This window comes from Rhodospirillum sp. A1_3_36 (assembly GCF_047263945.1).
Lineage (GTDB): Bacteria > Pseudomonadota > Alphaproteobacteria > Rhodospirillales > Rhodospirillaceae > Rhodospirillum.
On the sequence record NZ_JBLAVB010000006.1, the window covers coordinates 251,674 to 276,762 of the forward strand.

20 protein-coding genes are annotated in these 25,089 nt (G+C 60.7%); 12 read left to right on the forward strand and 8 right to left on the reverse strand.

The genetic code is table 11. From position 1 onward, the window contains the following. Window positions 1–151: 151 nt before the first annotated feature. From ACLIRY_RS14985 to ACLIRY_RS14995, 3 genes are all read left to right on the forward strand, one after another. The gene (locus tag ACLIRY_RS14985) at window positions 152–1,054 is read left to right on the forward strand and encodes a LysR family transcriptional regulator (RefSeq protein ID WP_413206220.1); all 903 of its coding nucleotides are present in this window, start codon (window positions 152–154) and stop codon (window positions 1,052–1,054) included. A 391-nt stretch (window positions 1,055–1,445) separates the two neighbouring features. Then, a complete protein-coding gene (locus ACLIRY_RS14990) occupies window positions 1,446–3,131 on the forward strand; it encodes a methyl-accepting chemotaxis protein (protein WP_413206221.1) in 1,686 nt (561 codons plus the stop codon). 40 nt (window positions 3,132–3,171) lie between these two features. Beyond that, window positions 3,172–4,473, forward strand: coding sequence for an alpha/beta hydrolase (locus ACLIRY_RS14995; protein WP_413206222.1), 1,302 nt, complete (start codon window positions 3,172–3,174; stop codon window positions 4,471–4,473). A gap of 443 nt (window positions 4,474–4,916) precedes the next feature. Here ACLIRY_RS14995 and ACLIRY_RS15000 read toward each other — a convergent pair whose 3' ends face one another. Genes ACLIRY_RS15000 through ACLIRY_RS15010 form a run of 3 tightly spaced genes read right to left on the reverse strand, consistent with a single transcriptional unit; the run spans window position 4,917 to window position 7,902 of the window. Beyond that, complete coding sequence (locus ACLIRY_RS15000; RefSeq protein ID WP_413206223.1) at window positions 4,917–6,311, reverse strand: NAD(P)(+) transhydrogenase (Re/Si-specific) subunit beta; 1,395 nt, start codon at window positions 6,309–6,311, stop codon at window positions 4,917–4,919. A 13-nt stretch (window positions 6,312–6,324) separates the two neighbouring features. Continuing rightward, on the reverse strand, window positions 6,325–6,744 hold the full coding sequence (locus ACLIRY_RS15005; protein ID WP_413206224.1) for an NAD(P) transhydrogenase subunit alpha: 420 nt from the start codon (window positions 6,742–6,744) through the stop codon (window positions 6,325–6,327). A gap of 3 nt (window positions 6,745–6,747) precedes the next feature. After that, window positions 6,748–7,902 carry a Re/Si-specific NAD(P)(+) transhydrogenase subunit alpha gene (locus ACLIRY_RS15010; protein ID WP_413206225.1) on the reverse strand — a complete coding sequence of 385 codons (1,155 nt, stop codon included), beginning with the start codon at window positions 7,900–7,902 and terminating at the stop codon, window positions 6,748–6,750. 187 nt (window positions 7,903–8,089) lie between these two features. Between ACLIRY_RS15010 and ACLIRY_RS15015 the strand changes: the two genes are divergently transcribed. The 5 genes from ACLIRY_RS15015 to ACLIRY_RS15035 all read left to right on the forward strand — a co-directional run bounded on the left by ACLIRY_RS15015 (window position 8,090) and on the right by ACLIRY_RS15035 (window position 12,231). Beyond that, a complete protein-coding gene (locus ACLIRY_RS15015; protein ID WP_413206226.1) occupies window positions 8,090–9,073 on the forward strand; it encodes a DUF3108 domain-containing protein in 984 nt (327 codons plus the stop codon). A gap of 190 nt (window positions 9,074–9,263) precedes the next feature. After that, window positions 9,264–9,698: a bacteriohemerythrin gene (locus ACLIRY_RS15020; RefSeq protein WP_413206227.1), complete on the forward strand. Its 435-nt coding sequence runs from the start codon at window positions 9,264–9,266 to the stop codon at window positions 9,696–9,698. Window positions 9,699–10,161: 463 nt separating this feature from the next. Continuing rightward, window positions 10,162–10,998: an ion transporter gene (locus ACLIRY_RS15025; RefSeq protein WP_413206228.1), complete on the forward strand. Its 837-nt coding sequence runs from the start codon at window positions 10,162–10,164 to the stop codon at window positions 10,996–10,998. After that, window positions 10,988–11,764, forward strand: a complete 777-nt coding sequence (locus ACLIRY_RS15030; protein WP_413206229.1) for a helix-turn-helix domain-containing protein — start codon at window positions 10,988–10,990, stop codon at window positions 11,762–11,764. Before ACLIRY_RS15025 ends, ACLIRY_RS15030 begins: the two co-directional genes overlap by 11 nt. 35 nt (window positions 11,765–11,799) lie before the next feature. After that, complete coding sequence (locus ACLIRY_RS15035; protein WP_413206230.1) at window positions 11,800–12,231, forward strand: VOC family protein; 432 nt, start codon at window positions 11,800–11,802, stop codon at window positions 12,229–12,231. A gap of 210 nt (window positions 12,232–12,441) precedes the next feature. On the opposite strand, the gene meaB is transcribed toward ACLIRY_RS15035, so the two are convergent. The 3 genes from meaB to ACLIRY_RS15050 all read right to left on the reverse strand — a co-directional run bounded on the left by meaB (window position 12,442) and on the right by ACLIRY_RS15050 (window position 17,848). Continuing rightward, window positions 12,442–13,443: a methylmalonyl Co-A mutase-associated GTPase MeaB gene (meaB, locus tag ACLIRY_RS15040; protein ID WP_413206231.1), complete on the reverse strand. Its 1,002-nt coding sequence runs from the start codon at window positions 13,441–13,443 to the stop codon at window positions 12,442–12,444. A gap of 88 nt (window positions 13,444–13,531) precedes the next feature. Beyond that, complete coding sequence (gene scpA / locus ACLIRY_RS15045; RefSeq protein WP_413206232.1) at window positions 13,532–15,730, reverse strand: methylmalonyl-CoA mutase; 2,199 nt, start codon at window positions 15,728–15,730, stop codon at window positions 13,532–13,534. Between the two features lie 6 nt (window positions 15,731–15,736). Then, entirely contained in the window at window positions 15,737–17,848 is a 2,112-nt protein-coding gene (locus ACLIRY_RS15050; protein ID WP_413206233.1) for a methylmalonyl-CoA mutase family protein, read from the reverse strand. 353 nt (window positions 17,849–18,201) lie between these two features. On the opposite strand from ACLIRY_RS15050, the gene ACLIRY_RS15055 reads away from it, so the two are divergent. Continuing rightward, complete coding sequence (locus tag ACLIRY_RS15055; protein WP_413206234.1) at window positions 18,202–19,758, forward strand: bifunctional metallophosphatase/5'-nucleotidase; 1,557 nt, start codon at window positions 18,202–18,204, stop codon at window positions 19,756–19,758. Window positions 19,759–20,178: 420 nt separating this feature from the next. Here ACLIRY_RS15055 and ACLIRY_RS15060 read toward each other — a convergent pair whose 3' ends face one another. After that, the gene (locus tag ACLIRY_RS15060; protein WP_413206235.1) at window positions 20,179–20,439 is read right to left on the reverse strand and encodes a hypothetical protein; all 261 of its coding nucleotides are present in this window, start codon (window positions 20,437–20,439) and stop codon (window positions 20,179–20,181) included. 117 nt (window positions 20,440–20,556) lie between these two features. Here ACLIRY_RS15060 and ACLIRY_RS15065 point away from each other — a divergent pair, with 117 nt between their 5' ends. Continuing rightward, window positions 20,557–21,372 carry a methyltransferase, TIGR04325 family gene (locus ACLIRY_RS15065; RefSeq protein WP_413206236.1) on the forward strand — a complete coding sequence of 272 codons (816 nt, stop codon included), beginning with the start codon at window positions 20,557–20,559 and terminating at the stop codon, window positions 21,370–21,372. A 114-nt stretch (window positions 21,373–21,486) separates the two neighbouring features. On the opposite strand, the gene ACLIRY_RS15070 is transcribed toward ACLIRY_RS15065, so the two are convergent. Further along, window positions 21,487–22,047 carry a cupin domain-containing protein gene (locus ACLIRY_RS15070; RefSeq protein ID WP_413206313.1) on the reverse strand — a complete coding sequence of 187 codons (561 nt, stop codon included), beginning with the start codon at window positions 22,045–22,047 and terminating at the stop codon, window positions 21,487–21,489. Window positions 22,048–22,277: 230 nt separating this feature from the next. Here ACLIRY_RS15070 and ACLIRY_RS15075 point away from each other — a divergent pair, with 230 nt between their 5' ends. Together ACLIRY_RS15075 and gabT are read left to right on the forward strand one after the other, a co-directional pair. Then, complete coding sequence (locus tag ACLIRY_RS15075) at window positions 22,278–23,744, forward strand: NAD-dependent succinate-semialdehyde dehydrogenase (protein WP_413206237.1); 1,467 nt, start codon at window positions 22,278–22,280, stop codon at window positions 23,742–23,744. Window positions 23,745–23,792: 48 nt separating this feature from the next. Beyond that, the gene (gene gabT / locus ACLIRY_RS15080; RefSeq protein ID WP_413206238.1) at window positions 23,793–25,082 is read left to right on the forward strand and encodes a 4-aminobutyrate--2-oxoglutarate transaminase; all 1,290 of its coding nucleotides are present in this window, start codon (window positions 23,793–23,795) and stop codon (window positions 25,080–25,082) included. Window positions 25,083–25,089 lie beyond the last annotated feature (7 nt).

Below are 25,089 nucleotides of genomic sequence, written 5' to 3' on the forward strand. Positions count from 1 at the left end.
GGGTCCTCCCTACTGATTTTTCATTGGTATAAGGGGAATAGTATGATTGTTTCCGTCACACAACGCATTTGATACGGTAGCGGCTGTGGCAGAATGCTCAGACCGCCCCCCGGACCCAGGCGACGCTTTCCCCAGACAAAGTGGATGCCCCATGAACCGCTTCAATTGGAACGATCTTCGCTATTTTCTGGCCGTGGCGCAGCAGGGCACCTTGACGGGGGCCGCGCGGGTTATGGGAACGGACCACGGGACGGTCAGTCGTCGGGTTCAAGCCCTGGAGAGCACCCTCGGTGCCCGCCTGTTCGAACGCACCCCCCAGGGGTATTTCCTCACCCCCCGGGGCGAAACCCTGCTGGGTCACGCCGAAAGCATGGAGGCTGAGGTGGTCGCGGCCTCCCAAGCCTTGGGGGAAACGGGCATCGGCCTGTCCGGTACCGTCCGCCTGACCTGCCTTGAGGGACTAGGAAACCTGTTCCTCGCCAAGCGCATGGGCAAGTTCAGCCTGGAAAACCCCCGCCTCCGCCTGGAATTCGTCACCCTGCAGCAAATCACCGGCCTGTCCCTGCGTGAAGGTGATGTGGCCATATCCCTCTCCGCGCCCAAACAAGGTCAGTTCGCCACGGCCAAGCTGACCGATTATGCACTCGGCCTCTACGCCACGGGAGCCTATCTGTCCAAGCACGGCACCCCCGAACGCCGGGAAGACCTGCGCGACCATTCCTTTATCGGCTACGTCGCCGATCTGATCTTCACCCGAGAGCTGGACTACCTGGACGAGGTACTGCCCGGCCTGAAAGCCCGCATGCAAAGCTCCAGCCTGATTGCCCAGCGGGAGATGACCGAGGCAGGCCACGGCCTTTGCGTCCTGCCCCATTATATGGCCGCTGAACGCCCCTCTCTGGTCCCCGTTCTGCCGGGCCGGGTCAACCTGGTGCGAAGTTACTGGCTGTTCTCCCGGGCCGACTTCGCAGAATCCCTACGCGTGAAGGCGGTCAGCCGATTCGTGAAACAGGAAATCGCCAACGCCCAGGATATATTCCTGCCACGCCTGTAGCTCTCGTCATCACATTTTTCGAAGTGACAAGGCCGTCCGTAGTACGCGCACCACACATTCGCAGTACGCGCACTACGTGTTCTCACACGCAATCATTTATTCACAATACTCCATCAAATTGAAGGAAAGTCATCCAAATACCGCGCTCTCTTTTTAGACAACCGCCTATTGCGAAAACTTTGATTATTCTGATAGCATCTATGCTGCAGTGCACCGCAAATCTGACAGGAACGAGCTTGTCCCTACGGGATGCTCATAAGGGACTCCAGCCTTGAGAGAGAGCCCCCATCGGTGGAGACCGGAACTTCGACCTGGTGCAGAAACAGCGTGAAGCGCGGCATGGAGAGGCCCCTCTCCCACCCCGTTTTTTTACTCTCTGTTGGAGTCCTCCATGCTGAACCGTGTGAGTGTTGGACGTAAGCTCGCAATTCTTGTCGGCCTGGGATTGGTCTCGACGATTCTGGTTCTGACCATTCTGCTGATCTTTCTTCGCGGCCAATTGCTGGATGACCGATTCGCCAAACTCCGGTCGGTGGTCGAACTGGCCCATGGTCTGGCCCAATCCTATGAAAACCGGGCCGCCAAGGGCGACATCTCCCGGAAAGAAGCACAGGAAGGGTTCGAGGAAGCCTTGAACACCCTGTGGTATGACGACCACCAAAGCTACATCACCACCGCGACCATGGATGGCGTCATGATGGCGAACCCGGCCAATCCTGGTCTGGTCGGCAAGAACCTCATGGGCCTGAAGGATACCAAGGGCCATTTGATCATCGCCGATCAAGTCAAGCTCATGCGCAATCAGGATGAAGCGACCTACGAATTCTATTTTCCAAAACCGGGTGGGAACACTCCCCTGCGGAAAATCAACTATCTGATGCGGTTCAAGCCGTGGAACATGTTTATCGCCTCAAGCGTCTACATTGAGGACATCGATGCCCTTTTTTGGCGCGCAGCCCTTGGCATTATCGCCTTCGCTGTTGTGGTTCAGGCCATCGTCGCCATCGTGGCGGTGTCCATTAGCAGAAATATTCGTATCCCCCTGTCAATCGTCGACAAACGGATGCGCCAGATCGCGTCGGGCGATCTCTCCAGCCCCATCGACCTGCCAGAACGAAAAGACGAAATCGGCCATATCGCCAATACCCTGCGCACCCTTCAAGAAGAACTGCGGTCCAACGAGGTGCTCCGGGACCAAACGGAAGCAGACCAACAGCGGCGCCTGGAACGGGCCAAGGACATCGAGCAGCGGGTTACCACCTTCGAAACCAAGATTGCCGAAGTCACCGGCCAGGTTGGCACCGCCGTTCGAGAATTGGAGACCACGTCCCAAACCATGGCCAGCCGATCGACCCAAACCTCCAGCCAATCGGAGGAGGCCTCCCTGTCGGCGAACTCGATCATGGAAAGTATCAATGCCGTCGCCGGTGCGGGATCCGAACTCACCGCCTCCATCGAGGAGATTGGCGGCCATGTCCAGCGGTCCAAAAACATGATCGAAAAGGCGGTCCGGGAAACCACGGACAGCCACCAGCAAATCCAGGCTTTGGCCGTTGCCGCAGACCGGATCGGCGCCGTGGTCAAGCTGATCTCCGATATCGCCTCGCAAACCAACCTGCTGGCCCTGAACGCCACGATTGAAGCGGCCCGGGCCGGAGATGCGGGGAAAGGCTTCTCCGTCGTTGCCAACGAGGTCAAGACCCTGGCCAACCAAACCGGCAAGGCCACGGACGAAATCACCGCGCAGGTTCAGGCCATTCAAGAAGCAACCCGGACTTCGGCCCAGTCGATCGAAGGTGTCGTGGGGACCATGCGCGACATCGACAGCCTTGGCCATGATATCGCCGAGTCCGTCGGTGGACAAAGGGAGGCAACCCAAGAAATCGCTCATATGACCGAAGATGTCGCGCACCGCACGTCGACCCTGTCGATAGTCATCGGAGATGTTTCCCACACGGCCAAGGACCTCAAGGCATCATCCGACACCGTCTTACGTGCCGCAGCGAACCTAAGGAAAAGCGGGGATGTCCTCGACACTGAAGTGCGCGGCTTCCTGAGCCACGTTCGGACCAGTTGATCGAACGGCCCCCGTCTCCCACCGGGAAGGAGGATCTCCCATGGATGTTGATTTTGACCACAGCACCTTCACCCTTAGGACCTATGAGAGCTGGAAGCAGCGCGCCGACACGGCCAAAGTCGCTTATGTTCCCTTTGGCGGCGGCCCCTATTACGGATACGAGGTCGGCGTCATCGACGCGATGCACGAATTGGGCATTGTTCCCGATGTCATGCTACCAGGGTGCGTCGGCAATTTCGTCGGCCTCTTCTATCACATGGCCCTCGTCGAGGGGCTGCCCCCGACCACCTATATTGATCGCTTTTCCGAAGCCGGTCTGATGGCCGAAAAGGATTATATGAAGGCGCCGATCCCGCCCCTTTTCCCCATGCGGATCGCATCCTGGATGCGCGGATTCGCCAGCTATTACAGCAGCCCGGAAGCCTACCAGGACCTCTTGGCGCCGGAGCTCTTCCCCGATGTCGTGCACGCAGGGATGGACTATTGGGCTAACCCGACCGAACGGAACCTGGGGATTTTCACCCGCAATCTTTGCGTCTGGCACCCCCTGACCCGATTGGGCCTTGGTGGATACTACTTCGCGCCCATCGGCCCCTTCGGGGAGCTCTACGATCCCACCCAGCCCGAGGGATGGATCCACCCGAGTATCAACTGGGCCAGCGTCTACGACAAGGACTCGCCCATTTACATCATGAGTCTCTTGCAAGTCGGGCAAGCCCAGGTCACCCAGGCGACCAACTGCATCGACCACCCCCAATTTGCGCCCCTGGACGGCAGGCGCCTGGCCTCGGCCAGCAACTTGCCCTGGCTGATCGCAGAGACGGAAATCGATGGCAATTGGTATCGGGAAAGCGCCGTCCGCGACGTCGCGACCCTGACCCCCGCAGCCCTGGAAACTCTGCCGTCTCTGGAGGTCTTGATCTGCGTGCAGATCATGGATAGCAATGACACGGCCACCTTGAGTATCCACAACGGCAACCACGACAACTATTCCCTTCAGGTCACCGAAATGATCGCCACCATCGGAGACGATGATATCAGTCAGGGGCAGGCTCTCCTGGCGACCCGGGACAAAGAGGTGGAGTGGATCATTATCGAGGCGCAATCCGACGCCCAACCCCATTGGACGCACGAAAATGTGGCCCGGTGTCGCCGCCAGGGATACGAGATCGCCATGCGCCAGTTCCTGAACAGTGAAGCGCTTCGCCCCTTCATCAAGCATCACCCGGACAAGGCTGTCCCCCCGCCCCCCAGGCACCGGTCCCATGTCAGCCTTCTCCATCAGGCCCGTCTGGACCGGATGGTCGCGGCCAACAGCAACAAGCCTGCCGCCACGGAATAACCTCCACCCCCACCGGAGCCTCGGGTACCCCGGTGGAGGCAGGGCAAAGACTCGCATGCACCCAAAAAAGCGGGCCCCTCTCGGAGCCCGCTTTCCTTATGCATCGATAAGAAGACGAGGGACCGTCAGCCCCCCCTGACGCGGAGAGCCTTAGAGTGAAACGGGATCAACTTGAGTCAAGTTGGCCCAGCTTCACTCAATTTATACCCCGTCTCCTTGAAAAACCGAAAAACACGGGGCTTTGCCCCGCCCCCCACCGGGGCCTGAGGCCCCGGACCCCCATTTGGGATCAAAGGGTCCGCGGCCCTTTGCGGGTCTGGGCAGAGCCCAGAAACTGCGAAGCAGGGTTTCCGAATTTTCAAGGACACAGAGTATATGTAGATATTAGAGTGCTCCGAGATCAAGTTGGGCCATTCTTGGCCCAACTTGGCATCGAAGGCACTCTATCCCATGGCCTGGACGATTTCCTCGGTCATCTTCTTGGCGTCGCCGAACAGCATCATGGTGTTGTCGCGGAAGAACAGTTCGTTTTGCACACCGGCATAACCGGACGCCATCGATCGCTTGACGAACAGAACCGTTCCAGCCTTTTCCACATCCAGGATCGGCATCCCAAAAATGGGGCTGGCCGGGTCGGTCTTGGCCGCTGGGTTGGTCACGTCGTTGGCGCCGATCACATAGACGACATCCGCTGTGGCGAACTCGTTGTTGATCTCTTCCAACTCGAAGACCTCATCGTAGGGCACATTGGCCTCGGCGAGCAGCACGTTCATGTGACCGGGCATCCGGCCGGCCACCGGGTGAATGGCGTAGGACACGTCCACTCCCTCGCCCTTCAGGGTGTCGGCCAATTCCCGCAGGGCATGCTGGGCCTGAGCCACGGCCATGCCGTATCCGGGAACGATGATCACCTTGGACGCGTTCTTCATGATGAAAGCCGCATCGTCGGCACTGCCCGGCTTAACCGACCGTTCACTATCGTCGCCCCCCGGACCGGCTGCGGCGGAATCGCCGCCAAAACCGCCCAGGATCACGTTGAAGATCGACCGGTTCATGCCCTTACACATGATGTAGCTGAGGATCGCGCCAGAGGAGCCCACCAGGGCCCCGGCGATGATCAGCAACGGGTTGCCCAAGGTAAATCCAATACCCGCCGCCGCCCAGCCCGAGTAGCTGTTCAGCATGGAGATCACCACCGGCATATCGGCGCCACCGATGGGGACGATCAGAAGGAAGCCCAACGCGAAGGCCAGGGCCATCAGCAGGAAATAAGCCAGATGGCTTTCCGTGGCGGCGAACCAGATGATCAGCACCACCAGCAGAATGCCCAGAGCGGCGTTCAGCGGGTGCTGCATGGGGAAGGTCACCGGCTTGCCGGAGATCAGACCCTGCAGCTTGCCAAAGGCGATGACCGAACCGGAGAAGGTGATCGCACCGACCGCCAGTCCCAAAGACATCTCGACCAGGGATCCTGCATGGATGGCCCCGGGCGAGCCGATGCCATAGGCCTCCGGGTTGAGCATGGCACCCGTGGCCACGAAGACCGCCGCCATACCGACCAGGGAGTGGAAAGCCGCCACCAGCTGCGGCAGGGCAGTCATCACCACTTTGCGGGCAATCACCGTCCCCGCTGCGCCACCGATGACGATGGCAATCACAATCCAGGCATAGGCCTGGACAGCCGGAGAGATCAAGGTGGTGAGGATGGCGATCCCCATGCCCACCATGCCCATCAGGTTGCCCTTACGGGCCGTTTCCGGATTGGACAGGCCGCGCAGGGCCATGATGAAGAGGATTCCGGCGACGATATAGGCCGCCATTGTCAGTCCGTGTGTCATTGTCGCTCGCCCCTCACTTCTGCTTCTTTTTGAACATCGCGAGCATGCGTTGGGTCACAATAAACCCACCGAATATGTTCACGCTCGCCAGAAGGATGGCGAAGAAGCCCAGCACCTTGGATCCGCTGAAGTCAGCGGGACCCGCAGCGATAAGCGCGCCAACGATGATCACCGAGGAGATGGCGTTGGTGACGCCCATCAGGGGGCTGTGCAGGGCCGGGGTCACCGACCAGACCACATAAAAGCCCACAAAGCAGGCCAGGACGAAAATGGTCATCAACCACCAGAACTCGCCCGGCCCCTCGTGGGCGGCCGGCGCGATGCCCATCATGCCGGCCGCCTGATGGGCCATGATCTGGGCATTCTGAGACAGCTCATTGGCCTGTTCGGAGAGCAGTTTAAAGCCCTCGACGAGTACGTTCTTGTCTTCCATGGATCAGGCTCCCTCCCCAAGCAGGCCCGGGTGGACCACCGTTCCGTCCTTGCACACGCAGGTGCCCGACACGGTTTGGTCCTCGTAGTTCATGGACAGGGCCTTGGTCTCCTTGTCCAGCTGCGGGGTAATGAAATTCAACAGGTTCTTGGCGAACAGCGGGCTGGCGTCCGCAGCCACGCGCGAGGGCACGTTGGCATGGCCAACAATCTTCACCCCATGCTCGGTTACGATCTTGCCCAGCTTGGCCAGCGGGCAATTGCCCCCGGCTTCGACCGCCAAATCAACGATGATACTGCCGGGTTTCATCTGCTTGACCATGTCCTCGTCAATCAGGACCGGCGCGGGTTTGCCCGGAATCAAGGCGGTGGTGATGGCGATGTCCGTGCGCACCAGCTCCTTCAGCACGGCCTCGGCCTGCTTCTTACGGAACTCCTCGCCCATCTCCTTGGCGTAGCCGCCGGAAGTCTCGGCGTTTTTCATGGCCTCGTCGTCGACGGAGATAAACTTGCCGCCCAGACTCTCCACCTGTTCCTTGGTGGCCGGACGCACATCGGTGGCCATGACCACCGCGCCCATGCGCTTGGCCGTCGCGATGGCCTGCAGACCCGCGACACCGGCGCCGAATACCAGGACACGCGCCGGGGGAACGGTGCCCGCAGCCGTCATCATCATGGGGAAGGCCCGACCAAATTCATAGGCCCCGTCGATGACAGCCCGGTATCCCGCCAGGTTGGACTGGCTGGACAGGATATCCATGGACTGGGCCCGGCTGATGCGCGGCATCAGTTCCATGGCGAAAGCGGTCACCCCCTGATTGGCCAACGCCTCCACCAACGGCTTGTTCGTCATGGCGGAGAGATGACAGAGCAGCAGGCTACCCTTAGGCAGCAGGGACACTTCGTCGGTCCCCTCCTCTGCCGTCATGGGCCGCTGGATTTTCCAGATCATGCCCGCCTCGGCATAGGTCTCTTCCGGCGTGGCGGCGATGGTCGCTCCGGCTGCGGTCAAGGCATCGTCGGTGAGAGCCGCCCCCGCCCCGGCGCCTTTCTCGACGACGACCTGGAAACCCAGGCCGACAAGCTTCTTAGCCACCTCGGGGGAAATGGCGACGCGGTCCTCGCCGGACCGGCGCTCCTTAGGTATGGCGATTTTCATTAAAGTCACCCGTTTCTTACATGCATGTAGATTGGATTTTCGTTTTTTATTTTGGGCCCAAGAGGGGAGAGGATGACCCCTCTCGGCCATTGTTACAAGGCCGGTGCCACTGTCACGCCATGATTTCGCCGAATTGACATCGCTTCCGGAGTCTGGTGGTAATAAACGAACTGTTTAGCGAGGCAGCATGATGCGACTATTTCCGACCAGGACCGGGTCGGCGAGCATCGCTCCCCCAGGGTCCGTTCGCCAAATTCTCCTTTGGTTTTCCCAGCTCCCGTGGCGGACTTCTGCGCTCGCGGTTTGCCTGGGATTACCCCTTCTGGCCGACGCGGGCGGACAGACTCCAGCAGGGCCCGGGGATCGGATCGAGGTCAGGCCAGCAACCGAACCGGAGACCATACCCCACCGGGACCATTTCCATGACCTGTTCACCGCCCACCTTGGCGGGCTCCACATGGCTGATTTCTCTGTCAACTTCACCGATCGGGGGAGCAGCTTCGACGCCAAGCTTGTCTTGGAGAGCAGGGGATTGCTGGAAACCTTCCGGGAATTGCGCGCCATGGCCCAGGGATCTGGCCGATTTACCGATGCCCTCTCACCCATGAAATCCATCCACCCCGAAGGCTACCTGCGAGTCTATCGGGAGACGGGAAAGGCTGGGATCAAGGAGGTCCGCTACTCCCTGGGACATCCCCCAGAAGGCTACAACAATGGAAAGGAAGACCCTCGGGTGCCTCCGGAGTTGCGCTGGGGCGCCCTTGATCCCTTTGCCACCTTTGCCCTGGCCCGGCGAATCCTCAGGACTGCGAAAAGTGGAGAGCGGGTTATCCTGCCCGTATTCGATGGGAAGTTGCGCTACGACTTCCAGGCCGACGTTGGCGACTCCACGACCATCCAAGTTAATGACGCTCCGATAAAGACCATTCCGGTCACCTTGGAACCCCTTCCCATCTCTGGTTTTTCGAAAAGACACGCCCGGTCCTGGGAAGGCAAAACCATAACCCTCCACTTTTCTGCAGATGGCATGTTAACTCCCATAAAATTAATTCTAAACAGTGCCTTAGGAGGTTTCATCATTACCCGCGTCGGCCCCTGCGACTCCCCCCAAATCACCTGCCCCATTCCCTTGTCCAAATACCTGTCAGCAAATAACCATCTAGACAATTAACACACAATTATATCCATATACGTCCAATGGTTGGGGAGCACTCGATCCCCCCGACGCTACAGGTGCAACGCTGGATAGGAGAGGCTTTCCCCTGGTATTTTGCTCCAAAGCCAAGGCGCAGTCGGACGGATAGCGAGACGAAAAGGCTCAAGAAACCTTGTCGCCCCCTCTTTATAAGGCAGGCGGTCCCATGATAAATATTGACTGGTCCCCGGCGTTCCAGATGGGCGTGGGGAAAATTGATGAGGCCCACGCAGGCCACCTCGAATTGCTGAAGGGAATGACCAAGCTCATTCACTGGGGCGAGTCCCCATCTGAAATCAGGACCTGGGCCGAACAGCTACACCATGACTTTCTCTCCCATAACCAGGAAGAGGAAATTCTGATGGCCAACCTGGGGTATCCCGAGTTGACGGAGCACCAAGCGGTTCACACCTTCCTGTCAAGCGAGATAGGAGACCAGGTCGGCCACTTCACCGAGAATGCCGATCAAACAACCATGATGCGCGCTGTCTCGCGCATCGGGCATATGCTGCTCGATCACATGATCCGCCATGACCTGACGATCTTGACTTTTATGCAAGGCCGCGGATTGACCGAAGCCCGACTAGGGCTAAACGGCTAGAGCAACTCGCCTGCTTCAGGACTCCACAATACAGGACAGTGTTTTATATTGTTTCGGCGAGTGCCCAAGCCCATTTGAGGGCCAATGCCCCCTTTTTCTTTTACAAATAGGAGCGCGGGGTCTGGGGCCTTTCGGCCAATAAATACCCGGGGTCTGGGGCCTTTCGGCCAATAAACACCCGGGGTCTGGGGCCTTTCGGCCAATAAACACCCGGGGTCTGGGGCCTTTCGGCCCCAGCGGGGGGGGGGGGGACGGGGCAAAGCCCCGTGGCGGGAAAACACCCCCTGTCGTGGACCGTATCGGGGGCCACTTTTGCGCAAAATGCTCTAGAAAAGCCACAAGTGGGCGCTTCCGAGAGCGATTGAACTTGGTAACCGGCATGCCTATCTTCCGGCATCCGTCTCTCAATCGTGATCGACAGGACCTCGTCCAAATGCCCCAAGACCAACCGTCCTCGCCTACCATGTCTCCACAGAATACTCCCTTCGACGCCCTGGGCCGGTGGGTTGAGGGCATCGGGTTTCAGCGGTTCATCACCGCCTTGATTGTCTTGAACGGCATTACCCTGGGCATGGAGACATCGGATGCCGTCATGGGGCAGATTGGACCAATCCTGGTGTGGTTTGACCATGCGGTCCTGGCGGTCTTCGCGTTCGAGATTTTGGGCAAGCTGGCTTACCGCCGCCTCCGGTTTTTCCGGGATGGCTGGAATATCTTTGACATAACCATTGTTGCCTTCGCCCTGATCCCCGCCTCTGGACCGCTTGCGGTCTTGCGGGCGTTGCGGATCCTGAGAATCCTGCGGCTGGTGTCCGTCGTGCCCCAGCTCCGCCGGGTGATCCAGGCCTTGCTGACCGCCATTCCCGGCATGGCCAGCGTGGTCATGATCATCTGCATGATATTCTACGTGGGCGCCGTCCTGAGCACCAAACTGTACGGAGACAGCTTCCCCCAGTGGTTTGGCACCATCGGGGAATCCATGTACACCCTGTTTCAGTTGATGACGCTGGAAAGCTGGTCCATGGGCATCGTCCGACCGGTGATGGAGGTCCACCCCACATCCTGGATTTTCTTCGTCCCCTTCATCATCGTCACCAGCTTCGCCATTCTGAACATGTTCATCGGTATTATCGTGGATTCCATGCAAACAGTTCATGACGCGGACAACCAAGCCGAGCATGTCCACGAAGCTGCCGAGACCCATGCGACTATGACTGACATGGCCAACGACCTCCGCGCCCTGCGCCGTGAAATTCGGGACATGCGGTCTTTGCTGGACAAGGACAAAAATGGGGCCTGACGCCCCTCTTGTGGTGCTGCACCGGGAATGGATCATCGCGCCGGGGGACGGATTGGGACAAGCAACCGCCTGGGCCTCGGACGGCGGGGGGCAACATCTCATTCCCCCCGACGGATCCATGGATATGATCCTGCGCTGGCGCCCCGACGGATCCCTGTTCGATGGCTTCGTCTCTCCACCCAGCCTCGGCGCGTTTTCCGTTATTCTTGATCCCAGAGACCGCTACGCAGGAGTCCGCCTCCCGCCTCCCCTTGGCTTCACCCTTCTGGGTCCTCCTGCCGATTTTGCCGAGTCCCCGCAGTCCCTTCCGCCCTGGCTTTGGCGTTTGGGACAAGCCGTACTCGCTGATCCTGACCGCCCTGCAGACCTTGTAGCCCGAGACCTCGCCCGCGCGCTGTTTCTCCGGAGCCCCCCCTTGTCACCTGAAGCCCTCCGTGTGGACCGGTGTTGGGCCCTCCTCCGCTCGGGTCTTGAGCCGGGTGCCGCCTTGCGGGAGGCTCCCTGGTCGGAGCGTGCGGCGCGACGGTCTTTTGCTCGAATCGCGGGAGTGTCACCCCGGTTTCTCTCCACCGTAGCCCGCATGGAACGGGCCGGATGGCTCTTGGCCCGTGGCAGAGGTTCCCTCGCCCAGATCGCACAAGAGGCCGGGTTTACGGATCAAGCCCATATGGGGCGGTCCCTGCGGGTCCTGACCGGCCTGCCTGCGGGTGCGGCGCTGGCTCTTCTGGCCGAAAGGTACAAGACGACGGGGTGGCTCTCCCCCTAACCTGACCGCATCCCCTCATCAAAGGAGCGTCTCGCATGACCACACCCGTTCCCCAAAGCCTGCACCTAGTGACCCTCGCCGTGGCAGATATCGCCCGAGCGCGGGCCTTCTACGATGCCCTGGGCTGGACGGCCCATGGGGACAGCAATCCCCATGTTGTGTTCTACCAGACCGGCGGCATGGTCCTAGGCCTCTACGGCCGCGATGCCCTGGCCGCCGACCTGGAGAGGCCAAACCTCGGTGAACCGGGCGCGATCACCCTGGCACTCAATCTGCGAACGAAAGAGGAGGTCGCCCCCATGGTCGAGCGATGGCTGGCCGCCGGAGCAACCCGCCTGACCCCCATCAAGGAGACCCCCTGGGGCGCGGTCATGGCCTACGTCGCCGACCCTGACGGCCACCCCTGGGAAATCGGCTACGTGCCCCAGTTCCTACCCGATGACGCTGGAAACCTGATCCTGCCGTGAACAGAAGGCCCCAAACCCCAGGCTATAAAAAAATGGGGGTTTGGGGGCATGTGCCCCCAAATGGGCTTGGGCAATCGCCCAAACTGGGCCAGCTTGACTCAAGCTGATCCGGTTTTAGTCTAGGACGGTTTCACTCTCATTCTATAAGTTTTAGAGTATCTTCGAGGTCGAGTTCAGCCGCCAAGCGACCCAGCGTGATCTCGAAGTACTCTAGCGTCCCTCGGCATCCACCCCAAAGGCTTCCAGGATGCGATAGGCCGCCAGGGTAGCCGTGATCCCACCTGTGGCCACTTGGCTCTTCAGGTCAGGAAGAGCGTCCTTGACTGCGGGATGACCGCGCACAGCATCCATCAGGCGGTCCTCGACCATGGACCACATCCATTGCACTTGCTGGGCTTGGCGGCGCTGCTGGAGGTGTCCGTTGGCACCCATGATCGCCCGATACTCTTCCACTTTGGCCCAAAGTTCGTCCAGGCCCTCACCACGCAGACCGGAGCAAAGGACGACCGGAGCAGTCCAATCGGGGTGGGCGGGCTTCATGATATGCAGGGCGACCTTGTACTCGCGCATGGCGGCGGTCGCCTTGTCCCGGTTCGGTCCGTCGCTTTTGTTCACGGCGATCATGTCGGCCAGCTCGAGAATACCCTTTTTAATGCCCTGAAGCTCATCACCAGCCCCGGGCAACATGAGCACCAGGAAGAAATCCACCATGTCGGCAACCAGGGTTTCCGATTGGCCGGTGCCAACGGTTTCCACCAGGACCACGTCAAAACCTGCTGCTTCGCAGACCAGCATGGTTTCCCGGGTGGCGCGGGTTACGCCGCCCAGGCGCCCGGCAGAAGGCGAGGGGCGGATGAAGGCGTTGTCCCTTTGGCAAAGCTCCTCCATCCGGGTCTTGTCCCCCAAGATGGACCCGCCGGTGCGCGAGGAAGATGGATCCACGGCGAGCACGGCGACGCGATGCCCCTGGTCACAGAGTTGGCAGCCCAAGGCTTCGATAAAGGTGGACTTACCGACACCGGGAACGCCGGAAATGCCGACCCGATGGGCCTGGCCCGCATGGGGCAGCAACTGGATCAACACCTCTTGCGCGGTGCGCTGGTGAACCGGGTTCCGGCTTTCCACCAGGGTGATCGCCTGGCCGAGCCGGGCCCGGTCGCCGGAAAGAACACCGGAGACATAGTCGTCAACGGTCAGGGGGGAACGCGCCATGGGAGTCTTTCGAAACAAAACAAAGGAGAGGTCCGGGGGGATAAATCCCCCCGGCCGGGCGCGGGCGGGAGCCCGCCCGCGAAGCGGATCAGGCCGCTTTCGACGTATAGCCGAGCTTCTCGTTGAGCTTGGCGAGCAGGTCGATGGCCGCCTCGGCGATATTGGTGCCGGGTGGGAAGATGGCCGCAGCTCCTGCCTTGTACAGGGCATCGAAATCACCAGGCGGGATCACGCCTCCGACAACGACCATGATGTCGTCCCGGCCCTGCTTGGCCAGTTCCTGGCGCAGTTCGGGCACCAGGGTCAGGTGCCCGGCGGCCAGGGAGGAGGCACCGACGATATGTACATCGTTTTCCACCGCCTGACGGGCGCTTTCCGCAGGCGTCTGGAACAGGGAGCCGATGTCCACGTCGAAGCCCAGGTCGGCGAAGGCCGTAGCGATCACCTTCTGCCCCCGATCGTGGCCGTCCTGCCCCATCTTGGCGATCAGGATCCGCGGACGTCGCCCGTCGTTGACCTCGAATTCCTCCACCATCTTGTGGAGCTTGTCCACGCTGTCAACCATGTCTCCCACCTCACTGCTATAAACGCCGGAGATGCTGCGGATTTCCGCCTTATGGCGACCGTAGACCTTCTCCAGGGCCAGGGAAATTTCGCCCACGGTTGCCTTCTCGCGGCCCGCATCGACGGCGAGCGCAAGCAGGTTACCCTCACCCGTTTCGGCGGCCTTGGTCAGGGCGGCGAGCTTTTCCTCCACCTTGGTCGAATCCCGCTCGGCACGCAGCTTTTCGAGCTGCTCGATCTGTTGGCGGCGCACCTGGGCGTTCTCGACCTTGAGAACGTCGATAGCCTGGTCCTCGCCCACCTTGTGCTTGTTGACTCCCAGAACAGTCTGGCGCCCGCTGTCGATACGGGCCTGGGTGCGGGCTGCCGCCTCTTCGATGCGCATCTTGGGGATACCGGCCTCGATGGCCTTGGCCATGCCGCCGGTTTCCTCCACCTCCTGGATATGGGTCCAGGCGCGGGCGGCCAGATCGTGGGTCAGGCGTTCCACGTAATAGCTGCCGCCCCAGGGGTCGATCACCCGGTTGGTATTGGCTTCCTGCTGGATGAACAGTTGGGTGTTCCGGGCAATGCGCGCGGAGAAATCGGTGGGCAGCGCAATGGCCTCGTCCAGGGCGTTGGTATGCAGGGACTGCGTATGCCCCTGCGTCGCGGCCATGGCCTCCACACAGGTTCGGGTGACGTTGTTGAAAACGTCCTGAGCCGTGAGGGACCAGCCGGAGGTCTGGCTATGGGTGCGCAGGCAGAGAGACTTGGGGTTCTTGGCGTCGAGCTGCTTGATCAGCTTGGCCCAAAGCAGCCGGGCCGCCCGCATCTTGGCCACTTCCATGTAGAAGTTCATGCCAATAGCCCAGAAGAAAGACAGGCGGGGGGCGAAGGCGTCGATGTCCAATCCAGCGGCCATGCCCGCCCGGGCATATTCCACGCCGTCGGCGAGGGTATAGGCCAGCTCCAGATCCGCCGTCGCTCCGGCTTCCTGCATGTGATAGCCGGAGATGGAGATGGAGTTGTACTTGGGCATATTGGCAGCGGTGAAGGAAAAGATGTCGGAAATGATCCGCATCGAGGGCGTGGGCGGATAGATATAGGTATTCCGCACCATGAATTCCTTGAGGATATCGTTCTGGATGGTACCCGACAGCTTTTCAGGCGAAACACCCTGTTCCTCGGCGGCGAGGATGTAGAGCGCCATGACCGGCAGCACCGCGCCGTTCATGGTCATGGACACACTCATCTTGTCCAAAGGGATACCGCTGAACAGCGTGCGCATATCGTAGATGCTGTCGATGGCCACTCCCGCCATGCCCACGTCACCCGACACGCGCGGGTGGTCGGAGTCATAGCCCCGGTGGGTGGCCAAATCAAAGGCAACGGACAGCCCCTTCTGACCGGCAGCCAAATTGCGGCGATAGAAGGCGTTGGATTCCGTGGCCGTGGAGAATCCGGCATACTGGCGGATGGTCCACGGCTGGTTCACATACATGGTCGAATAAGGACCGCGCAGGAAGGGCGCCGCACCCGGATAGGTGTCCAGGAAATCCAGCCCCTCCAGGTCGGAGGCCTTATAAAGGGGTTTGACGGCGATATGCTCCGGGGTTTCCCAGGCAAGCGCCTCCGGTGCCTTGCCGGTGGCTTGGGTGAAGGCGTTGGTCCAGGCTTCGGCGGATCCGGCAGCGGCGCCGCCGTTCAAATCGATCTTGGAAAAATCGGGAATGCCGGTCATTGGATCTTATCCTTCCACCGTAAGGCCCAGGTGGGCATGCAGGTCAGTCAGGGTACCAAGCACGTCGCAGCCAACATGGACGAAGGCGTCCACACCCGCAGCGCTCAGAGCGTCCTTGGCGTCACCGGGGGCACCGGCGAGATAGAGTTTGGTCGCCCCCGCTGCCTTCAGGGCCCGGGCGACAGGTTCTGCCATCTCGGCGTAAAGCCCGTCGGAGGAGCAGATCACGGCCACCTTGGCGCCGCTCTCCGTAAAAGCGCTGGCGCACTCTTCGGCGGAAGCGGCGCCGGAGCCGGGACGCCCTTCGATACCGCCGGCCTCGAACAGGTTCTTGGCGAAGGTCGCCCTCGCGGTGTACTGGGCCACGGGACCCAGGTTGGCCAGGAAGATCGCCGGGCGCTGACCCTGCTTTTCCATCCAGAGGTCCGAGGCGTCGCGCAGGGCTTCGAAGTCCTCAGCCAGATCATGGGCGGTGAAGGCGTCGACCTGGGCGGCATGGCCGTCGGACAGGGCGGCCGTCAATCCACCCAAGGTCGCTCCCTTGCCCGCAGCCTCTACGGCGGTGGCGAAGTCGGCGACCTTATCCGCAGAAGCGCGGCTGGCTGCAAGGCGCGCGGTCGCGGCCTTGACCAGGGCATCCCGATCCACAGGGGCGGTCTCCACGGGAGCCTCGCCCAGGTTGGGGAACTCCGAGACGCCAGTGATTGGATCCTTGCGCTTGCCGATGGCGGTGCGGCGCACCTCCCAGGTGTCGGCAATCAGGGCGGCGAAGGACCCGCTTTCCAAAGCCGCCACCATGCCGCCTTCTTCCTCGATGCGCTGGAATTCGCTCCAGGCTTCCCGGGCCAGCCGGTCGGTGAGGGTTTCCACGTACCAGGATCCTCCGGCGGGGTCGATCACCCGACCCAGGTTGCTCTCCTCCATCAGCACGATCTGGACGTTGCGGGCGATGCGGCGGGCGAAGTCCGAGGACACACCCAGGGCGGCATCAAAGGGCGCAACGGAGACGGTATCGGCGCCGCCGACCGCACCGGCGAAACAGGTCACGGTGGTGCGCAACATGTTCACCCAGGGATCCCGGCGGGTGAGTATGCGCCGGGCGGTGGTGGCCCGTAGACGCATGGCCCGGTCGCTTTCGGCGACGCCGCAGGCCTCCATAACCCGGCCCCAGAGCAGACGGGCGGCCCGCAGCTTGGCGATGCCCATGAAGAAATCGCTGTCCAGCGGCAAAGAGAAAACGATCTGTCTCGCCGCTGAGCCCAGGTCCATTCCGGCAGCTTCCATGGCCCGCAGGTAAGCAACACCGGTGGCCAGGATAGCGCCCAGGGTCTGGGATTCATTGGCACCCGCATCGTGGTAGGGGGCACCATCCACCTTCACCGCTGTGGCTTTGGGGTAGCTGGCCGCAGTCATGACAGCAAGGGCAGCCAAGCGCTCCAAGGCCCGGTCGGTGGACATGGGCAGGGCACCGATGGCCGCCAGGGTCCCCAGGGGATCGGCGTCAAAGGAGACCAGCGCCTTGGAGGGGTCCACCCCGCGTTTTTTCCACAGGGCGACCATCAGGGCGGCGGCGGCTTCGAACCCGGCGCCCGCGTCCAGGGAGACAACGGCGCCGTCCAGGATCACACCGGAAAGGGCAGCGTCCAGGTCCTCGACGGAGGACACCATGATCCCGTCCCAGCCGGCGATTTCAGCGGCCGCTTCGGCATCGGCGTCCAGTCCGACCCGTCCAGCCATGTCCAGGCGCAGGGACACACTGCTGGCGCCCTTTTCAAGGTCGGTCAAAATCTGCTTGTTGGCGGTGACGGGATCGGGATGGGCGTGTTCCTGGCGGATATCCCAACCCGTCTGCAGAGATCCGCTGGCGGTTCCCCCTCGGGTGAAGGGAGCGCCGCCGGGAAAACCGGAGGGATCCCCCTCCGTCGGCCAATCCTGGCAGGTGTAGAGGGGTTGGATGGAGAAGCCCTCGTGAGTCTTCGTCACCATCTTCTTTTCAAAGGACGCTCCCTTCAGGGCCTTGTCCACGAGAACGAGCCAGTCGTCGTGGGACAGGGCCGGGAAATCGGCGGCAAGCGATAGGGTGTCTTCGGTCATTGCCTGTTTTTGCCTTGCGGTCATGCTTTTTCGAGTACAGTTCGTCGCAGCAGGGCCCCACACCGCAGTGAGCCCCGGTTCAGGGCTGGGTTTTGGAGTCCATGGGCGCCGAACGCGCGAAATCCTGCGGAAAAGGGTCTCTCTTCTCTCATTTCCCCCGGGGTCAAGGACCAAGCTTTTCCCCTTGCAAGGCCCGCCCCAAGCTTTACCGCGTCGATCTTCATTGGGACTCTTCGCGACGCAGTGTCGCCGTAGAATAGCAAAGGCAGGGCGCGCCCTTCAATCGTCCCCGTGATGTCCGTTCCGCCAAACCCTAAAAACGTGCATACTGAGCCTTCTTCCCCGCCAATCGCCCCCCTTTTTTCGAGGAGTTTTCCATGCGATTGCCCCATCGCCTTCGCCCCATCGCGCTATTTTTGGCCGGTCTGGTTCTAACCATCCTGCTCCAGACAGGGCCCGAGTCCGCCCGGGCCGAGGATCTCAGGCCACCCGCTGTTCTGCGACTGCTGCACGTGAACGATGTCTACGAAGTGTCTCCCAACAAGGCGGGCCTGGGTGGTTTGGCCGAATTGGCGACAATGGTCGACGAGGCCAAAGCTGAACCGGGCGCGGATTTGACCCTGGTCACCTTCGGCGGGGACCTGATTTCGCCTTCCCTGCTGTCGAGCATCGACAAGGGCAAGCATATGATCACCGCCATGGACATGGTCGGCGTGGATCTGGCGGTTCCAGGGAACCATGAGTTCGACTTCGGCCCCGAAGTCTTCGCCGAACACCTCAAGACCAGCCCCTTCCCTTGGCTGGGCACCAATGTGCTGGATAAAAATGAGCAGCCTTTTGGAGGCATGGTGGCCACGGCCCTGCGCAACGTCGGCCCCTACAAGGTCGGTTTCCTCGGCGTGTTGACCGACGAGACCACCACCTTGTCCGACCCGGGCGAGGACGTGCTGTTTCTCGATCCCATCGCCAAGGCGAAGGATGCGGCGGTGAACCTGAAAGTCGCGGGGGCCGATGTGGTCATCGCCTTAACCCATCTGTTATTCGAACAGGACAAGGCCCTGGCCCAGGAGGTTCCGGACATCAACCTGATCCTTGGTGGCCACGACCACGAGGCCATCACCTGGATGGAGGGCGGAACCCTGATCCTCAAGGCGGGCATGGACGCGGAATTCCTGGCAGAGGTTGATCTGACCATACAGGACGTCAAGGGACGGAAGACGGTGGAGGTCAGCACACTTCCTGCCTGGAGCCTGACTCCGGTCACCGGTGTGGCGCCCAATCCCCAATTGGCCGCCAAAATTGCGGAATGGGATGCCATGCTGGACAAGGAACTGGGGGAACCCCTGGCGGTGACCAAGGTCGCATTGGACAGCCGGAAGTCGGTGGTTCGCTCCCAGGAATCCACCATGGGTGACCTGATCGCCGATGCCCTGCGTGCAGAGGCCAAGGCCGATATCGGCTTGGCCAATGGGGGCGGCATCCGCGGGGATCGCCTGTACGATCCGGACACCACCCTGACCCGCAAGGATTTGGTGACCGAGATGCCCTTTGGCAATGTGTCCATGGTTGTGGAGCTGACCGGCGCCCAGGTGAAACAGACCCTCGAACATGGGCTCTCCCAGGTAGGGGAAAACGGCGGGCGGTTCCTCCAGGTGTCCGGCCTGGCTCTGACCTATGACCCGAACAAGCCTGTGGGCAGTCGCCTGGTGTCGGTGACCGTGGGCGATCAGCCCTTGGACGAGTCGGCCAACTACACCGTGGCAACAAACGACTACATTGCCGAAGGAGGCGACGGCTTCAAGGCCTTGGGCGAGGGCAAAGTGCTCGTCGATGCCAGCGCCGGACGCTTGCTGGTGAGCGTCGTTGCGGATTATTTGACCGCCTTGAAGGAAGTCACGGGCACTTCAGGCGGGCGCATCGAAGTCGCAAAGTAGCGGCAGGAGGAGTGTTGGCGGCCATCACATCATGGTGGATGTGATGGCTACGGCCCAGACATTCTGCCCATTCCGCCCTGCACGTGGGGTCCGCTCCCCAGAGAACCCGGCTCATGCTGGATCGAGTCCCTCACATGCGTTATGCGAGTGGTTCCGTAAGCCTGCCCGCTCTGATGCCGTAAGTGCGGCCGCTTGACGGTGAACCCGCGCACATCGCTTCGACCGTCAGCGGCCCAAAGAGCTTGCCCTCACGAAGGCGGGGGGCCGCGGCTCTCCATTATGTCGTTAATGCCTTCCTAATACCAAGCGGCGCGGGTTTAAACCCACGCCGCTTTTCTTGCGTTCAAACGCCAGGCGGGCTTTTACGCGCCATAAGGCGCGGCGGCCACTTGGCCGCTTCCAAGGTGCGGTGAGGCAAACTCACCGCACCTGGGTATAAAAGCCCTTTTCCAGGAGCACCTCGCCCAGCTTGGTGCAGAGGCGTTCGACCTCCAGATCCCGGTTATCGTTCTCCCCCGTCGCCAGCACTGCTTCCCCAACGCTCGGGAACGCGTCGCCCCATTCTGAAAAGCGCGACGCCATGCCCCCACTGGGCACGAACCCACCTCCAAATCCCTGGCCCCGAAGCAGAACCGCATCGCGCTTGCGTTGGCGTGACAACCGCCGCGGTCTTCTCCGCATGAAGATATTTGCAGAAAGCCATTATCTGCCACTTCCCTCACCCCGTAAGATCCATTAAAGGAGGTGGCACCAGCGCAAGAAGTCCATCAATTGAATCCCGAATAATACAAGAAAAAATTGCAAAAAACCCTACAAAGCAAGTCAAGATACCCCTACCTTGAGGTGAAAATGTTCACAACGGCCACTGCATTCCCATCATACCAAGAAGCCCTTGAATTTTGTGGCAGCAACTATTCCGACAACGACATTGTAGATGTCGTATTGAAAAAAACACTTGAATTCATCTATACCAATCCTAAGCCCATACTGGACCCAGATCCGATCTGTATTATTGCAATAGCGATCATGAAAGCATCGCAAAATGGAAAAAAGACAGTCACTGTTTTGGACTTCGGCGGCGCATGCGGACTTCATTTTTATCTCGTAAAGAAAATCATAAAAGACATAGACATAAAATGGGTTGTTGTCGAAACAGAAGAAATGATATGCGCAGCAAAAGAAACCATAAAAATGGACGGACTGTTCTTTTCCTCATCTATAAACGAAGCAATCAATATCATCGGAACGTTCGATGTCGTCCACGCATCAGGATCCGTACAATACACTCCATCTCCTGAAGAAACCCTTGAGAATCTCATTGAAGTCGCGGCTCCTATAATGGCAATAAATCGCTTGCCCTTATTCACAGGAGAACGAACCGTTACAGTGAACACGTCAAAACTAAGTCAACATGGCCCCGGACCAATGCCAGCCAATATAAAAGATAGAGAAATTAGAGTCCCCGTAACATTAGTCAATGTTGGTGAACTTGAGAAAATTTTACTAAACAAATACTCCCTGGAAAGTCATTTCTCAAGCAAGAACATGGGCGCCAAACTAGGAGAGCACAGCATCGTCGGCGCTAATCTCTTATTGAAACGTAAGAATAATTAGCGTTCTGCTGCACATACACCGGAAGCCCCCTTCAAATCGATCCCTACCGGAAAACAGGGCGGGGGCGTTATTGCGTTTACACATACCGCCCCCTATCCACGCGGACATCAGATGCTACAGATAGGGCGGCGTACAAGCGGAAATCAACACGCAGGGCTCATCAAAAGGGTTTCGAAACCGGTGGGGGCGGCGACTATCGAAGAGATAGGCGTCCCCTGGCCCCAGGATGTGACGCTCGTCTTCCACCGTCAGTTCCATACGCCCGGAGATGATAATCCCCCCTTCCTCGGAGTCGTGTTGAAGCAGGGTGCGGCCCGTGTCCGCGCCCGGCTCATAGGCCTCGTGTAGGATCTGAAGGCCGTGTTGGCGTGCGTCACCCACTTGGCGGAAGGCAATGGCCCCTTTGCTTTTCCTCTGAAGCTCGTGGGTAATCTCCGTCAAGTCCTCGGAACGGAAGACAATGCGCTCCGGAGGGGGCATCTCCTGACTGAAAAACTCCTGCAGCGACATGGGAATGCCCTGGAGGACCTTGCGCAGCGAGGCCACCGAAGGACTGCTCTGGTTTTGCTCGATCAGAGAGATGGTGCCGTTGGTTACTCCAGCCCGGCGCGCTAACTCCCGCTGGGACAGCCCGTTGGCCTCGCGGATCGACCGCAGCCGAGCCCCCACATCCACATCCATTCGATCTGCTCCCATCCATCCATGCCCGAACTGTTTAATTGTTTAGGATTTTAGATCACCTGACCACCAGGACCAACCGCGTTAAACGCATCCCCTCCTCGCGTTTAAGATCACCGCACAGTCGCCGACGATATTGTTTATAATTTTAGACGGATGTATGGTTTTGTCGAACAGAGGGTCAGCCCGGCCCTTTCCCCCTTCGCCCCATGGGAGTGCCCCCCACCATGCCCACCCTCTCCGACTCCGGTTTGCTCAAGACCCAGGCTTTCATCGGCGGCGCCTGGACCGATGCAGACGATGGCGCCACCTTCCCCGTGACCAACCCAGCCAATGGAGAAGAGATCGCCCAGGTCCCCGACATGGGCGCCCAGGAAACCCACCGGGCCATCCGCGACGCCGAAAGCGCCATGACCGGTTGGAAAGCCCGCACCGCCAAGGATCGGGCTGGCGTTCTGCGCCGGTGGCATGATCTGATCCTGGCGGCCAAGGAAGATCTCGCGATCCTGATGACCGCCGAACAGGGCAAACCCCTGGCCGAGGCCCGGGGCGAAGTGGCCTATGGCGCCAGCTTCATCGAGTGGTTCGCCGAGGAAGGCAAGCGCATGTATGGGGAGGTCATCCCCGCCCACGGCACGGACAAGCGCCTGCTGGTCCTGCGCCAACCCATCGGTGTGGTCGCCGCCATCACCCCTTGGAACTTCCCCATGGCCATGATCACCCGCAAGGTCTCTCCGGCCCTGGCCGCAGGCTGTGCCGTGGTGGTCAAACCCGGCGAAGACACCCCCCTTTCGGCCCTGGCCCTGGCTGAACTGGCTGTCCGGGCGGGAATGCCTGCGGGACTGTTCAATGTGGTGACCTGTTCCAAGCCCAAGGCACCGGAGGTCGGCGGCGCCCTGACATCCGACCCCATTGTCCGCAAGCTCTCCTTCACCGGCTCCACCCCTGTGGGCAAGATGCTGATGGCCCAATGTGCCGGGACCGTGAAGAAAGTCTCGCTGGAACTGGGGGGCAACGCGCCTTTCATCGTCTTCGACGACGCCGACCTGGACGCCGCCGTTGAAGGCGCCTTGGCTTCCAAGTACCGCAACACCGGACAGACCTGTGTCTGCGCCAACCGCCTGCTCGTCCAGGACGGGGTATACGAGGCCTTCGCCACCAAGCTGGCCGAGGCGGTCAAGAAAATGGCCGTGGGTCCGGGATTGGAGGGCGAGACCCAGCAGGGTCCGCTGATCAATGCGGCCGCCCTGGAGAAGGTCGACGCCCTGGTGAAGGATGCCCTGTCAAAGGGCGCCACAGCAACCCTGGGCGGCAAGCCCCATACCCTGGGCGGAACCTTCTACGAGCCCACCATCCTGACCGGCGTGACCCCGGCCATGCGGGTGGCCAATGAGGAGATCTTCGGCCCCGTCGCCCCCCTCTTCCGCTTCAAGACCGAAGACGAAGCCATTCACATGGCCAACGACACGCCCTTCGGTCTGGCCGCCTATTTCTACGCCCGCGACGTCGGTCGGGTTTGGCGGGTTGCTGAAGCCCTGGAGTACGGCATCGTTGGTATCAATGAAGGCATCATCTCCACGGAATCCGCGCCCTTCGGCGGTGTGAAGGAATCCGGCATCGGGCGGGAGGGCTCTCGCCATGGTCTCGATGACTTCACCGAAATGAAATACCTCTGCCTCGGTGGCGTAAAATAAGCCGAGCCCTCCCTGCCTGCACCAAATTTCCCTCATGGATCACACAGCATGACACAAACGACCAACGCCGCCTTGCAGGACCGTCGCCTTTCCGCCATTCCCCGGGGCGTGGCCACAATGCTTCCGCGTTTTGCCGCTCGCGCCCAGGGCGCCGAGCTATGGGACGTGGAGGGCAAGCGGTACATCGATTTTGCCGGGGGCATCGCCGTCCTCAATACGGGCCACAACCACCCCAAGGTCAAAGCCGCCGTCGCCGGACAGCTCGATAACTTCTCCCACACCTGCTTCCAGGTGGTCCCCTACGAGAGCTACATCGCCCTGGCCGAGCGCCTGAACGCCCTGGTGCCCATCGCCGAGCCCTGCCAGACCCTGTTCTTGACCACCGGCGCCGAAGCCGTCGAAAACGCCATCAAAATTGCCCGGGCCCACACCGGACGCCCCGGTGTCATCGCCTTTTCCGGCGGCTTCCATGGCCGCACCATGATGGGCATGGCGTTGACCGGCAAGGTCGCCCCCTATAAGGTCGGCTTCGGCCCCTTCCCCGGCGACATCTACCATGTCCCCTATCCCAACGCCTATCACGGGATCTCCGTGGCCGACTCCCTGACCGCCCTGGAGGACCGCTTTAAGTCGGATATCGAGCCGACCCGGATTGCAGCCCTGATCCTGGAGCCGATCCAGGGAGAAGGCGGCTTCGTCATTTCCCCGCCCGAATGGGTCGCAGCCCTGCGCGAGATCTGCGACAGATATGGCATCCTGCTGATCGCCGACGAGATCCAGACCGGCTTCGCCCGGACCGGAAAGATGTTCGCCATCGAGCATAGCGGCGTCGAGCCGGATCTGATGACCATGGCCAAGTCCCTGGCGGGCGGCTTCCCCCTCTCTGCCGTCACGGGCAAGGCCAGCATCATGGACTCCGCCAACCCCGGCGGCCTGGGTGGCACCTATGCGGGCAGCCCGCTGGCCTGCGCCGCCGGTCTGGCGGTTCTTGATGTCATCGAAGAAGAAAAGCTGATCGAGCGGGCCATCCATCTCGGCGATCGCATGACCACCCGTTTAAAAGCCCTGGCCAGCCGCAATGACGTCTCTTGTGTCGGCGAGATCCGAGGCCAGGGCGCCATGGTGGCCATGGAACTGGTGAAAAACCGGGACGCCAACAGTCCGGATGCGGACTTGGCCAAGGCCCTGGTCCATAAGGCCGCCGAAAATGGTTTGATCCTGTTGTCCTGCGGCACCCGGGGCAACGTGATCCGCTTCCTCTCTCCACTGGTCATCACCGACGCCCAGTTGGACGAGGGTCTGGATATCCTGGAAAGCGCCCTACTTTCTGTGCTTTGACCCAGGG